This is a genomic window from Klebsiella sp. JN_Kp126, assembly GCF_033843325.1.
Classification (GTDB): Bacteria; Pseudomonadota; Gammaproteobacteria; order Enterobacterales; family Enterobacteriaceae; genus Klebsiella; species Klebsiella michiganensis.
Genome location: NZ_JAWXQV010000101.1, coordinates 14,912 through 28,218, shown reverse-complemented (window position 1 = coordinate 28,218; position 13,307 = coordinate 14,912). Strand labels below are relative to the sequence as shown.

At 56.4% G+C, this 13,307-nt stretch carries 15 protein-coding genes; 14 read left to right on the top strand and 1 reads right to left on the bottom strand.

Features of this window, described 5'->3' with window-relative positions:
- Positions 1-11: 11 nt before the first annotated feature.
- The 14 genes from lptE (at position 12) to lipA (ending at position 12,816) form a co-directional block, all read left to right on the top strand.
- Positions 12-602: an LPS assembly lipoprotein LptE gene (gene lptE, locus SIK97_RS28650; protein WP_004130425.1), complete on the top strand. Its 591-nt coding sequence runs from the start codon at positions 12-14 to the stop codon at positions 600-602.
- Complete coding sequence (gene holA / locus SIK97_RS28645) at positions 602-1,633, top strand: DNA polymerase III subunit delta (protein ID WP_032748700.1); 1,032 nt, start codon at positions 602-604, stop codon at positions 1,631-1,633. Before lptE ends, holA begins: the two co-directional genes overlap by 1 nt.
- Positions 1,626-2,276, top strand: a complete 651-nt coding sequence (nadD, locus tag SIK97_RS28640) for a nicotinate-nucleotide adenylyltransferase (RefSeq protein WP_004848799.1) — start codon at positions 1,626-1,628, stop codon at positions 2,274-2,276. Before holA ends, nadD begins: the two co-directional genes overlap by 8 nt.
- A 46-nt stretch (positions 2,277-2,322) precedes the next feature.
- Complete coding sequence (locus SIK97_RS28635; RefSeq protein ID WP_032748697.1) at positions 2,323-2,952, top strand: adenosylcobalamin/alpha-ribazole phosphatase; 630 nt, start codon at positions 2,323-2,325, stop codon at positions 2,950-2,952.
- 221 nt (positions 2,953-3,173) lie between these two features.
- Positions 3,174-3,491 (top strand): ribosome silencing factor, encoded by a 318-nt coding sequence (gene rsfS / locus SIK97_RS28630; RefSeq protein ID WP_004100162.1) that lies wholly within the window; start codon positions 3,174-3,176, stop codon positions 3,489-3,491.
- A 3-nt stretch (positions 3,492-3,494) separates the two neighbouring features.
- On the top strand, positions 3,495-3,962 hold the full coding sequence (gene rlmH, locus SIK97_RS28625; RefSeq protein WP_004100160.1) for a 23S rRNA (pseudouridine(1915)-N(3))-methyltransferase RlmH: 468 nt from the start codon (positions 3,495-3,497) through the stop codon (positions 3,960-3,962).
- A gap of 27 nt (positions 3,963-3,989) precedes the next feature.
- Entirely contained in the window at positions 3,990-5,891 is a 1,902-nt protein-coding gene (gene mrdA, locus SIK97_RS28620) for a peptidoglycan DD-transpeptidase MrdA (RefSeq protein ID WP_004130417.1), read from the top strand.
- Positions 5,891-7,003, top strand: coding sequence for a peptidoglycan glycosyltransferase MrdB (gene mrdB, locus SIK97_RS28615; RefSeq protein WP_004100156.1), 1,113 nt, complete (start codon positions 5,891-5,893; stop codon positions 7,001-7,003). The genes mrdA and mrdB overlap by 1 nt, the downstream gene beginning before the upstream one ends.
- Positions 7,004-7,013: 10 nt before the next feature.
- The gene (gene rlpA / locus SIK97_RS28610) at positions 7,014-8,114 is read left to right on the top strand and encodes an endolytic peptidoglycan transglycosylase RlpA (RefSeq protein WP_057173504.1); all 1,101 of its coding nucleotides are present in this window, start codon (positions 7,014-7,016) and stop codon (positions 8,112-8,114) included.
- 143 nt (positions 8,115-8,257) lie between these two features.
- Positions 8,258-9,457, top strand: a complete 1,200-nt coding sequence (gene dacA, locus SIK97_RS28605; RefSeq protein WP_014228398.1) for a D-alanyl-D-alanine carboxypeptidase DacA — start codon at positions 8,258-8,260, stop codon at positions 9,455-9,457.
- Between the two features lie 106 nt (positions 9,458-9,563).
- A complete protein-coding gene (ybeD, locus tag SIK97_RS28600; protein ID WP_004100153.1) occupies positions 9,564-9,827 on the top strand; it encodes a DUF493 family protein YbeD in 264 nt (87 codons plus the stop codon).
- A gap of 100 nt (positions 9,828-9,927) precedes the next feature.
- A complete protein-coding gene (gene lipB / locus SIK97_RS28595) occupies positions 9,928-10,572 on the top strand; it encodes a lipoyl(octanoyl) transferase LipB (RefSeq protein WP_014228397.1) in 645 nt (214 codons plus the stop codon).
- 137 nt (positions 10,573-10,709) lie between these two features.
- Positions 10,710-11,663 carry a YbeF family transcriptional regulator gene (locus SIK97_RS28590; RefSeq protein WP_032748694.1) on the top strand — a complete coding sequence of 318 codons (954 nt, stop codon included), beginning with the start codon at positions 10,710-10,712 and terminating at the stop codon, positions 11,661-11,663.
- Between the two features lie 187 nt (positions 11,664-11,850).
- Positions 11,851-12,816: a lipoyl synthase gene (gene lipA / locus SIK97_RS28585; protein ID WP_004848774.1), complete on the top strand. Its 966-nt coding sequence runs from the start codon at positions 11,851-11,853 to the stop codon at positions 12,814-12,816.
- 226 nt (positions 12,817-13,042) lie between these two features.
- On the opposite strand, the gene tatE is transcribed toward lipA, so the two are convergent.
- Entirely contained in the window at positions 13,043-13,246 is a 204-nt protein-coding gene (tatE, locus tag SIK97_RS28580) for a twin-arginine translocase subunit TatE (RefSeq protein WP_004130411.1), read from the bottom strand.
- Positions 13,247-13,307: the final 61 nt, after the last annotated feature.

Sequence of the window (13,307 nt, the reverse complement as noted above, 5' to 3'; positions counted from 1 at the left end):
CAGGAGGAAGCGTGCGATATCTGGCAACATTGTTGTTATCTTTGGCGGTGTTAATCACCGCCGGTTGCGGCTGGCACCTGCGTAGCACTACGCAGGTTCCGACCGCAATGAAAACCATGATCTTCCAGTCGGGCGATCCCAATGGACCATTAAGTCGTGCTGTCCGTAATCAGCTGCGTCTGAACGGCGTTGAACTGGTCGATAGCAGTACCCTGCGCAAGGATATTCCTTCCCTGCGTCTGGAGACATCGTCCATTCAGAAAGATACAGCATCTATTTTCCAGGACGGCCGTACTGCGGAATATCAGATGGTGATGACGGTAAATGCCAGCGTCCTGATCCCAGGCCATGATATCTATCCCATCACGACCAAAGTCTACCGCTCGTTCTTCGATAACCCGCAGGCGGCGTTAGCGAAAGATGCCGAGCAGGACATGATCGTTCAGGAAATGTACGACAAAGCCGCGGAGCAGCTGATCCGTAAGCTGCCGAGCGTACACGTTGCGGATGTCGAAGCCACCAAAGAGGATGAGAAGCCGGTCACGACGACCCCAGCCGCTTCAACCTCCGGCAATCGCGTCTCCACCACGCTGGGTAACTGATGATTCGGTTGTACCCGGAACAGCTCCGCGCGCAGCTCACTGAAGGGCTGCGCGCGGCCTATCTGCTGCTTGGCAACGATCCGCTGCTGTTGCAGGAAAGCCAGGACGCCATCCGCGAAGCCGCGGCCGCCCAGGGCTTTATCGAACATCACACCGCCACCGTTGATGCCAGTACCGACTGGCCTGCCCTGTTCTCGTTAAGCCAGGCCATGAGCCTGTTTTCCAGCCGCCAGACGCTGCTGCTCATCCTGCCCGATAATGGCCCTAATGCGGCAATTAACGAACAGCTCGCGACGCTTGTCGGCATGCTGCATGACGATTTATTGCTCATCGTTCGCGGTAATAAGCTGACGAAAGCGCAGGAGAACGCCGCATGGATGACGGCGCTGACCAGCCGGGCGGTGCAGGTAAGCTGCCAGACGCCGGAATATGCCCAGCTGCCGCGCTGGCTCGCCGCGCGCGCAAAGCAGAATAATCTGCAGCTTGATGACGCGGCCAGTCAGCTGCTGTGCTACTGCTATGAAGGTAATCTTCTGGCGCTGGCGCAGGCTCTGGAGCGTCTGTCGCTGCTGTGGCCGGACGGTAAACTGACGCTGCCGCGGGTTGAGCAGGCGGTGAATGATGCCGCGCATTTCACCCCCTATCACTGGGTTGATGCGCTGCTGGCCGGGAAAAGTAAGCGCGTACTCCACGTTCTGCAACAGCTGCGTCTGGAAGGCAGCGAGCCCGCTATCCTGCTGCGCACCCTACAGCGCGAGCTGCTGCTGCTGGTCAACCTGAAGCGGCAGTCGGCCCATACGCCGCTGCGTTCGCTGTTTGACAAACATCGCGTGTGGCAGAACCGCCGCCAGCTGGTTAGCGATGCGCTGGCCCGCCTCAGCGCCGACCAGCTGCGCCAGGCCGTCACGTTGCTGACCCGTGCCGAACTCACCTTCAAGCAGGATTACGGGCACTCCGTATGGCCCGAGCTGGAAAGTCTCTCTTTATTGCTCTGCCATAAAGCGCTGGCAGACGTTTTTATTGATGGTTGATATGACTCAGTTACTGGCAATGTACGGCGGCACCTTCGATCCGGTGCATTATGGTCACCTTAAACCGGTGGAAATTCTGGCCAACCAGATTGGCCTTAATCAAGTCACCATCGTGCCCAACAACGTGCCGCCGCACCGCCCGCAGCCCGAAGCCACCAGCGACCAACGCAGGCATATGCTGGAGCTGGCCATCGCGGATAAGCCGCTGTTTATCCTCGACGATCGCGAACTCAAGCGCGACACGCCGTCATACTCCGCGCAAACCCTGCGCGAGTGGCGCCAGGAGCAAGGGCCAAAACGGTCGCTGGCGTTTATTATTGGCCAGGATTCGCTGCTCACCTTTACCACCTGGCACGACTATGAAAGCATTCTTGACAACGTGCATCTGATCGTTTGCCGGCGCCCGGGCTATCCGCTGACCATGGCGTGCGAGCAGGATCAGCAGTGGCTGGATAAACATCTCACTCATGACGTCGAGCGGATGCATAGCAGCCCGGCGGGGGTTATCTACCTGGCCGAAACGCCGTGGTTTGATATCTCAGCCACCCTGATTCGCCAGCGTCTTGAATCCGGCGAATCCTGCGCGGACATGCTGCCGGAAACCGTACTCGACTATATCCATGAGCAGAAGCTCTACTGCTAGCCTTGCCACAAGGACAGTCTCATAGACTCCTTTCGAGAGGGTCATCATGAAGTTATGGTTAGTTCGTCATGGCGAAACCGAGGCCAACGTCGCGGGCCTCTATAGCGGTCACGCGCCCACTGCGTTAACCGAGCGCGGAATCAGACAAGCGCAAACGCTGGGAAAGCGGCTGCGGGCCGTTCCGTTTCAGCGCGCGTTTTGCAGTGAGCTTGAGCGCACCCAGCGCACGGCCAGCCTCCTGCTGGGCGACCGTGACGTCCCCCGCCAGTCCTTCGCCGCGCTCAATGAAATGTTCTTCGGCGACTGGGAAATGCGCCACCACCGCGATTTACAGCAGGAAGATGCCGAAAACTACGCCGCATGGTGCGCCGACTGGCAGCACGCGGCGCCCACCAACGGGGAGGGCTTCCAGGCGTTTGCCGAACGCGTCCGCGGCTTTACCGTCACCCTCTCTCAGTTTCGGGAACTTGACCATCTGCTTATCGTCGGTCATCAGGGCGTGCTTAGCCTCTTAGTCGCGCAACTTCTGAACATGCCGGATTCTGCGATGTGGTACTTCCCCATCGAGCATGGCGCGTGGAGCCTTGTCGATCTCCAGCCTGATTTCACCACGCTGCGCGTACTAAATAGCCGGGCCGTTTGGCTGGCGGAAGAAGAATTGCGCGCAGACCATTGACAGTGCAAAGCAGGCTGTTATTCTCCGCAGCCAGGCTGCATCCGCCATTTGAACTTTGCAGAAATTGTTTTACAAAAATGGCGATGCAATCATCGGCGATGGATGGGATGATAGCCGCCTTCACCGCCCGTTTATCGACATTTATCCCGACTTTGCCAACAGTTCGGGTATACTGTCAGGCTGTTTATTGTTATCACTCTTCACACACCCAGGGGGAACTCTTGCAGGGTAAAGCACTCCAGGATTTTGTTATCGACAAAATTGATGACCTGAAAGGTCAGGACATCGTAGCCATTGACGTTCATGGCAAATCCAGCATTACAGATTGCATGGTTATCTGCACAGGCACTTCCACGCGCCATGTTATGTCCATTGCCGACCACGTTGTGCAGGAGTCTCGCGCCGCCGGGATGCTGCCGCTGGGCGTTGAAGGCGAAGCCGCCGCGGACTGGATCGTGGTCGATCTCGGCGACGTTATGGTTCACGTTATGCAGGAAGAGAGCCGTCGTCTGTACGAGCTGGAAAAACTCTGGAGTTAGCGCGTGAAGCTGCACCTGGTAGCCGTTGGCACCAAAATGCCGGACTGGGTTCAGACCGGCTTTAGCGAATATCTGCGCCGTTTTCCAAAGGATATGCCGTTCGAACTGGTGGAAATTCCCGCCGGTAAACGCGGCAAAAACGCCGACATCAAGCGCATTCTCGAAAAAGAAGGTGAAATGATGCTGGCGGCTGCAGGCAAAAACCGCATCGTCACCCTGGATATTCCGGGGAAACCTTGGGATACGCCGCAGTTGGCGCGCGAACTGGAACGCTGGAAACAGGATGGCCGCGACGTTAGCCTGCTTATCGGCGGCCCGGAAGGCCTTTCACCCGCCTGCAAAGCGGCGGCGGAACAAAGTTGGTCGCTCTCAACGCTCACCCTACCTCACCCGCTGGTTCGCGTACTGGTGGCCGAGAGTCTGTATCGGGCGTGGAGCATTACCACCAACCACCCTTACCACCGTGAGTAATGATGACCAGGGTAGACTAAGCAGCGAATGAAATTACAGAATTCTTTCCGCGACTATACGGCTGAATCCTCGCTGTTCGTGCGCCGGGCGCTGGTCGCTTTTTTGGGGATTTTGCTGCTTACCGGCGTACTGATCGCCAACCTTTATAACGTGCAAATTGTGCGTTACACCGACTATCAAACGCGTTCAAACGAAAACCGCATCAAGCTGGTCCCGATTCCGCCGAGCCGCGGCATTATCTACGATCGCAACGGCACGCCGCTGGCGCTCAACCGTACGATTTACCAGCTGGAGATGATGCCGGAGAAGGTCGACAACGTTCAGCAAACGCTGGATGCGCTGCGCGATGTTATCGACCTCACCGATGACGATGTGGCGAACTTTAAAAAAGAGCGCGCCCGCTCGCACCGCTTTACCTCTATTCCGGTCAAAGTTAATCTCAGCGAAGTGCAGGTCGCCCGTTTCGCGGTGAACCAGTACCGTTTTCCCGGCGTGGAAGTCAAAGGCTATAAGCGCCGCTACTATCCCTATAACTCCGCCCTGACCCACGTTATCGGCTACGTCTCTAAAATTAACGATAAAGACGTCGATCGCCTGGATAAAGAGGGGAAGCTGGCTAACTACGCCTCCACGCACGATATCGGCAAGCTGGGCATCGAGCGCTATTACGAAGATGTCCTGCACGGGCAAACCGGCTATGAAGAGGTTGAAGTGAACAACCGCGGCCGCGTGATTCGCCAGCTGAAAGAGGTCCCGCCGCAGGCCGGGCGCGATATCTATTTAACGCTCGACCTGAAGCTACAGCAGTACATTGAAACGCTGCTGGCCGGCAGCCGCGCGGCGGTCGTGGTCACCGACCCGCGCACCGGCGCAATCCTCGCGCTGGTCTCGACGCCAAGCTACGACCCTAATCTGTTCGTTGACGGTATTTCCAGCAAAGACTACTCCGGACTCCTCAACGATCCCAATACGCCGCTGGTTAACCGCGCGACTCAGGGCGTTTACCCACCGGCGTCGACGGTTAAGCCATACGTGGCCGTCTCGGCGCTCAGCGCCGGGGTTATTACCCGCAACACCAGCCTGTTTGACCCCGGCTGGTGGCAGCTTCCCGGCTCGGATAAACGCTACCGCGACTGGAAAAAGTGGGGCCACGGCCATCTGAACGTCACCAAAGCGCTGGAGGAGTCGGCCGACACCTACTTCTACCAGGTCGCCTACGACATGGGCATCGATCGCCTGTCGGAGTGGATGGGCAAATTTGGCTATGGCCACTATACCGGCGTTGACCTGGCGGAAGAGCGCTCCGGCAATATGCCGACCCGCGAATGGAAGCTCAAGCGCTTCAAGAAACCGTGGTACCAGGGCGATACTATCCCGGTCGGCATCGGACAGGGCTACTGGACGGCGACGCCTATCCAGATGAACAAGGCGCTGATGATCCTGATTAACGACGGCGTGGTTAAAGTACCGCACCTGCTGCAGAGCACGGTGGAGGACGGCAAACCGGTGCCGTGGGTTCAGCCGCATGAACCGCCGGTCGGCGATATTCACTCCGGTTTTTGGGAAATCGCCAAAGACGGGATGTTTGGCGTAGCCAACCGCGGCAACGGTACCGCGCATAAATACTTCGCCAGCGCGCCGTATAAAATTGCGGCCAAATCGGGTACCGCTCAGGTCTTCGGCCTGAAAGCCAATGAAACCTATAACGCGCACAGAATCGCTGAACGCCTGCGTGACCATAAACTGATGACGGCGTTTGCCCCTTACAACAACCCCCAGGTTGCCGTGGCGATTATTCTTGAGAACGGTGGCGCAGGTCCGGCAGTCGGTACCATTATGCGTCAGATTCTCGATCATATAATGCTGGGTGATAACAACACCAATCTGCCGAGTGAAAACCCGGCGGTAACGGCTGGGGAGGATCAATAATGACTGATAATCCGAATAAAAAATCGCTATGGGATAAAATCCACCTCGACCCCACCATGCTGCTTATCCTGCTGGCGCTGCTGACCTACAGCGCGCTGGTGATCTGGAGCGCAAGCGGTCAGGACATGGGCATGATGGAGCGCAAAATCGGCCAGATCGCCATGGGGATTGTTATCATGATCGTCATGGCGCAAATCCCGCCGCGGGTCTATGAAGGCTGGGCGCCCTATCTCTATATCTTCTGTATTATCCTGCTGGTGGCGGTTGACGCCTTCGGCGCCATCTCCAAAGGGGCGCAGCGCTGGCTGGATCTCGGCATCGTCCGTTTCCAGCCGTCGGAAATCGCCAAAATAGCCGTACCGCTGATGGTGGCGCGCTTTATCAACCGCGACGTTTGCCCGCCATCGCTGAAAAATACCGCTATCGCGCTGGTGCTGATTTTCCTGCCTACGCTGCTGGTCGCCGCGCAGCCTGACCTCGGGACCTCGATTCTGGTCGCCCTGTCCGGTCTGTTTGTCCTCTTTCTGTCTGGCCTGAGCTGGCGTCTGATTGGTATTGCCGTGGTGCTGGTCGCCGCCTTTATTCCCATCCTCTGGTTCTTCCTGATGCATGATTATCAGCGCCAGCGCGTAATGATGCTGCTCGACCCGGAAACCGATCCGCTCGGCGCGGGTTACCACATTATTCAGTCAAAAATCGCCATCGGCTCCGGCGGACTGCGCGGAAAAGGCTGGCTACACGGAACCCAGTCGCAGCTGGAGTTTCTGCCTGAGCGCCATACCGACTTTATCTTTGCCGTCCTGGCGGAAGAGCTGGGGCTGATCGGCGTGCTGATTCTGCTGGCGCTCTATATTCTGCTGATTATGCGCGGGTTGTGGATTGCCGCCCAGGCGCAAACCACCTTTGGCCGGGTGATGGCCGGTGGTTTAATGTTGATTTTATTCGTTTATGTCTTCGTAAATATTGGTATGGTAAGTGGTATTTTACCGGTGGTGGGGGTACCTTTGCCGCTGGTCAGCTACGGGGGCTCTGCCCTAATCGTATTGATGGCCGGGTTTGGTATCGTCATGTCGATCCATACTCACAGAAAAATGTTGTCGAAAAGCGTGTAAGGGGTTCGCGATGCGTAAGCAATGGCTGGGGATCTGCATAGCAGCAGGGCTGCTGGCGGCATGTTCGAGTGAAGACGTTCAACAGAAAACGGTCAGCACTCCACAGCCGGCCGTTTGCAATGGCCCAACGGTGGAGATTAGCGGCGCCGATCCGCAGTACGAAACGCCTAACGCCACGGCGAATCAGGATTATGAACGCGACGGCAAAAGCTACAAAATCGTCCAGGATCCGTCTAACTTCACCCAGGCAGGCTTCGCAGCCATCTACGACGCCGAGCCTAACAGCAATCTGACCGCATCGGGAGAAGCGTTCGATCCCACGCAGCTTACCGCGGCCCATCCTACGCTGCCGATCCCAAGCTACGCGCGGATCACCAACCTGGCGAACGGCCGCATGATCGTCGTGCGCATCAACGATCGCGGGCCTTACGGTAACGATCGCGTGATTTCACTGTCCCGCGCCTCAGCCGATCGTCTGAATACCTCGAACAATACCAAAGTGCGCATCGACCCGATCGTCGTCGCACCGGACGGCTCGCTTTCCGGTTCGGGTATGGCCTGTACCACCGTAGCCAAACAGACCTACGCGCTGCCCGCCCGCCCGAATCTTGACGGCGACAGCGGCGCGGCAATGAGTCAACCCGCGCAAACTGACGTGCACGCCATCAGTAATTCAACGCTGAAGCCGGAAGACGCCACCGGCGCGCCGGTCAACAGCGGCGGTTTCCTCGGCGCCCCGACGCCGCTGAATAATGGCGTGCTGGAAGGCAGCGAGCCTGTCGTTCAAAGCGCGCCGGTGACCGCCCCGGGTTCAGTACAAGGCAGCGTTGCGCCCGCCGTGGCCGCCACCGCTGCCGTAGCGCCTGCCGCAGCGGCCAGCGCCAGCGGCGATTTCGTCGTACAGGTCGGCGCCGTCAGCGACCAGGCCCGCGCGCAGCAGTACCAGCAGCGTCTGAGTCAGCAATTTTCCGTCCCGGGCCGCGTCACGCAAAACGGCGCGGTATGGCGTATTCAGCTCGGCCCATTCAGCAGCAAAGCGCAGGCCAGCACGATTCAACAGCGTCTGCAAAGCGAAGCTCAGCTGCAGTCATTTATTACTCGCGCCAACTAAAGGCATCGCACCCGCCTCCCCTGCTCGTTGCGCATGACAAAGTCATTAACAAAGTCGTGCGCAATGTCGGATGCTGGTTCGTAGTGCGTTTGTTATAGTAAGGCACTTTTTTTAACTCCATCACGGATGCCGTTGTTCAGACCATGAAGACCTCTTTTACCGCTCGCTTACTCGTTACGGCGCTCTCCGTGGCAGCGCTGTCCTCCGCTGCCCGCGCCGATGACCTGAATATCAAAACGATGATCCCAGGCGCCCCGCAGATTGACGCCGAATCCTGGATTCTTATCGATTACAACTCAGGCAAAGTCCTGGCAGAAAACAACGCCGACTCCCGCCGCGACCCGGCGAGCCTGACCAAAATGATGACCAGCTACGTGATTGGTCAGGCCATGAAAGCGGGCAAGTTTAAAGAGTCCGATCTGGTCACCGTGGGTAACGACGCGTGGGCGACCGGCAACCCGGTCTTTAAAGGCTCCTCGCTGATGTTCCTTAAACCGGGTATGCAAGTGCCGGTTTCGCAGCTGATCCGCGGCATCAACCTGCAGTCCGGCAACGACGCCTGTGTGGCGATGGCCGACTACGTCGCCGGCAGCCAGGATGCCTTCGTCAGCCTGATGAACAACTACGTTAACGCCCTCGGTCTGAAAAACACCCACTTCCAGACCGTACACGGCCTGGATGCCGATGGTCAGTTCAGCTCCGCGCGCGACATGGCGCTTATCGGCCAGGCGCTGATCCGCGATGTCCCGAATGAATACACCATCTATAAAGAAAAAGAGTTTACCTTCAACGGTATTCGTCAGCTCAACCGCAACGGGCTGCTGTGGGATAACAGCCTGAACGTCGACGGGATTAAAACCGGCCATACTGACAAAGCGGGCTATAACCTCGTGGCGTCGGCAACCGAAGGCCAGATGCGCCTGATCTCCGCCGTGATGGGCGGCCGCACCTACAAAGGCCGCGAGTCTGAAAGCAAAAAGCTGCTGACCTGGGGCTTCCGCTTCTTTGAAACCGTTAATCCGATTAAAGCCGGTAAAGAGTTCGCTTCTGAGCCCGCCTGGTTTGGCGATACCGATCGCGCCTCGCTCGGCGTGGATAAAGACGTTTATCTGACTATCCCGCGCGGTCGCATGAAAGATCTGAAAGCCAGCTACGTGCTGAATAACGCTGAGCTGCACGCGCCGCTGCAGAAAAATCAGGTGGTAGGCACCATTAACTTCCAGCTGGATGGCAAAACGATCGATCAGCGCCCGCTGGTCGTACTGCAGGAAATCCCGGAAGGCAATTTCTTCGGTAAAATCATTGATTACATTAAATTAATGTTCCATCACTGGTTTGGTTAAAAATCGACCACTTGAAAGTGTGATTTACATCCCCATATACTAGGTATCCTGATAACTCCCACACGTCGTGGGAGTTATTATTTTTTGTTGTAACACCGGAGCTGACATGAAAACCAAACTTAACGAACTGCTTGAATTCCCTACACCATTTACTTACAAAGTAATGGGACAGGCGTTGCCGGAGCTGGTTGACCAGGTGGTTGAAGTGGTACAGCGCCATGCACCAGGTGATTACTCTCCGACGGTAAAACCCAGCAGCAAAGGCAACTACCACTCTGTCTCTATTACCATCAATGCAACCCATATTGAGCAGGTAGAAACCCTCTACGAAGAGCTGGGCAATATTGAAATCGTACGAATGGTGCTGTAAATCTCTTCCCCTGACCCGGCATCCACGCCGGGTCATTCTCGCTTTCTCGCTGTGATATACTGCCCCACTCAAATCATTCTCTCTCTGCGGAGACGTTGTTTTGCAGCACAATAAAATCCTCATCCGCCAGCTCGGCCTGCAACCTTACGAACCTGTCTCGCAGGCAATGCATGAATTTACCGACACCCGCGACGATGCCACGCTGGATGAAATCTGGCTGGTAGAGCATTACCCGGTGTTCACCCAGGGTCAGGCCGGAAAGGCCGAACATGTTCTGGTTCCCGGCGAGATCCCCGTTATTCAGAGCGATCGCGGCGGACAGGTCACCTATCATGGTCCCGGACAGCAGGTGATGTACGTTCTGCTGAACCTGAAACGGCGCAAGCTGGGCGTACGTGAGCTGGTCACGCTGTTAGAGCAAACCGTTGTGAATACCCTGGCGGAGTACGGTATTGAATCGCACCCGCGAGCCGACGCCCCCGGCGTCTACGTGGGCGATCGAAAAATCTGCTCCCTGGGCTTGCGCATTCGCAAAGGCTGCTCATTCCACGGCCTGGCGCTGAATATCAACATGGATCTGTCACCGTTCCTGAGGATTAACCCCTGCGGTTATGCCGGAATGGAGATGACCCAGATGCGCCAGTGGCTGCCCGATGCCCGTACGGAGACCGTGTCTCCACGCCTGGCCGCCAATCTGCTGGCGTTGCTCAACGATCCACCCGCGGAATATCTTCAAGGCCGCTAGCCATCACGTCCCGCTACCGCGGGACGTCACATTTATCCCTCAGGCGCGATTAAGCCTTTATTTTTGCAATCAATTATCACTAATAAAATAATTGTGGCCGCTATAATGGTGCTAATCATCACTAGCGGAAATACAGAGTGGAAGAAAATAACGCTCAGAGCGTACCAACCGAACGAGTTGACGATCGCTACGATCGTCAGATGTTTCGCATTTTGCGCAACATAGACCTCAATTTACTCACTATTTTTGAAGCGGTTTACGTCCATAACGGTATCGTCAACGCGGCAAAAATACTGAATATCACGCCGTCGGCGATTAGTCAGTCCCTGAACAAACTGCGTGCCCTCTTCCCTGACCCGCTCTTTATTCGCAAGGGCCAGGGCGTGACGCCAACGGCCTACGCCACGCATCTGCATAAGCATATCAGCCAGGGGATGGAGGCGTTTCTCAACGCCCTGGATTTAACCGGCAATACGCAGCGGGAACGGGTAATAACCGTTGCCACCTCCCCGGCTATCGGCGCGTTGATCATGCCGGTTATCACCAAAAAGCTGCGGAGCGTCTTTCCCCAGATTTTGCTGCACAACGTCGCCATTACCGACGCGGCCAGCCAGTTAAACCAGCGTCAGGTTGACCTGCTGGTCGATAGCTTCCCCCACAGCGGGCAGGCGATTGCGCACCATGTGCTATTTCAGGATAGCGTACATATCTTCTGCCGGGCAGGGCATCCGGTCCTCGCGCTCCCCGCAAACTCAGCAAACCTGAGCCAATATGAATTCGCTCTCCTGCAGCCCGAAGGCCAGCGCTATACGACCATCCTGCGTCACCTGGAGGAGCATCTCGGCGAACGCCGCTATGGTTTCAGCAGCTACAATCTGTTAACTCAAGCAGCCCTGGTCAACGACAGCGATATGCTGGGGCTAATCACTTCCGGAATGTTTTCCCTGGTCGAGAAGATTTGGCCCTTAAAAATGCTCGATTTCCCGCCGCTGCGGGAAGAAAAAATTGATATTGCGCTGCACTATAACAAGCTCAGCGCGCAGGAGCCCTTGCTGAAAGAGATCGTAGAGACGATTCGTCAGGCTTTTTAGCCGATAAGGCACGAGAGGGAAAAGCATAAAACAACAACTATTTTACAATTTGCCCGGCCAGCAGGCTGCTTTATGCCCCGTATCAATGATATACTGCCTGCGTTTAATTCAAAAATAGTTGATAAATGCAACATTTACTTGAATTGATTCGCTTTCCTTCGTCACTCGCAACTGGAACACGCACGCTATGAGTAAACCCATTGTGATGGAACGCGGTGTAAAATACCGCGATGCCGATAAAATGGCCCTTATCCCGGTGAAAAACGTGGCAACTGAGCGTGAAGCTCTGCTCAGAAAACCGGAATGGATGAAAATCAAACTTCCGGCTGACTCGTCCCGTATCCAGGGGATCAAGGCAGCGATGCGTAAGAACGGCCTGCACTCCGTGTGCGAAGAAGCCTCTTGCCCTAACCTCGCGGAATGTTTTAACCACGGAACGGCAACCTTTATGATCCTGGGCGCCATCTGTACCCGTCGTTGCCCGTTCTGCGATGTTGCCCACGGTCGCCCGGTGACGCCGGACGCCAACGAACCGCAAAAGCTGGCGCAAACCATCGCCGATATGGCGCTGCGCTATGTGGTGGTGACTTCCGTGGATCGCGACGATCTGCGCGATGGCGGCGCTCAGCACTTTGCCGACTGCATCAGCGCGATTCGCGAAAAAAGCCCGACGATTAAAATTGAAACCCTGGTGCCGGACTTCCGCGGCCGTATGGATCGTGCGCTGGAAATCCTTCAGGCGACGCCGCCGGACGTGTTTAACCATAACCTGGAAAACGTGCCGCGCCTGTATCGCCAGGTCCGCCCGGGGGCCGACTACAACTGGTCCCTGAAGCTGCTGGAACGTTTTAAAGAAGCCCACCCGGAGATCCCGACGAAATCGGGCCTGATGGTGGGTTTAGGCGAAACCAATGCTGAAATCGTAGAAGTGATGCGCGATCTGCGCCGCCACGGCGTCACCATGCTGACGTTAGGCCAGTATTTACAGCCGAGCCGCCACCACCTGCCGGTACAGCGCTACGTCAGCCCGGATGAGTTCGAAGAGATGAAAGCCGAAGCGATGGCCATGGGCTTTACCCATGCTGCCTGCGGGCCGTTCGTTCGTTCCTCCTATCATGCCGATCTACAGGCCAAAGGCATGGAAGTGAAGTAATCTCTGCCTCGACCGCGGCGTGATATTTTTAGCGCAGCGGTCCGTTCTGCCGATGCGTTTCGTTACCCGCTAAAAATCCCACCCCGGTAACAGTTGGTTGCATCTTTTTCGTCAAAACCCAGTGCAAATAACAAAAGAGGCCGCAGCGCTATCGCTGCAGCCTCTTTGCCGACGCGGTTTATCCCCGCCGGTAGCGAGCCCCCTCGTTCAGGAAACTCGTCGCGAATTACTCTTTATGAGAGAGCTTCTGTGCCGGCGCTTCTTCAGCACTGGTCTTTTTCGCACTGTCATCGTCATCGTTCATGGCTTTTTTAAAGCCTTTGATAGCCGAGCCCAGGTCTCCACCCAGCGTGCGTAACTTTTTGGTACCAAACACCAGGATAATCAGCGCTGCGACTACCAGCAGTTTGGTAATACTAATCTCACCCATAGCTAACCTTCTTCTCTAATACAAGCTGCGAATACGCCATCATACACGCATACAATTAACG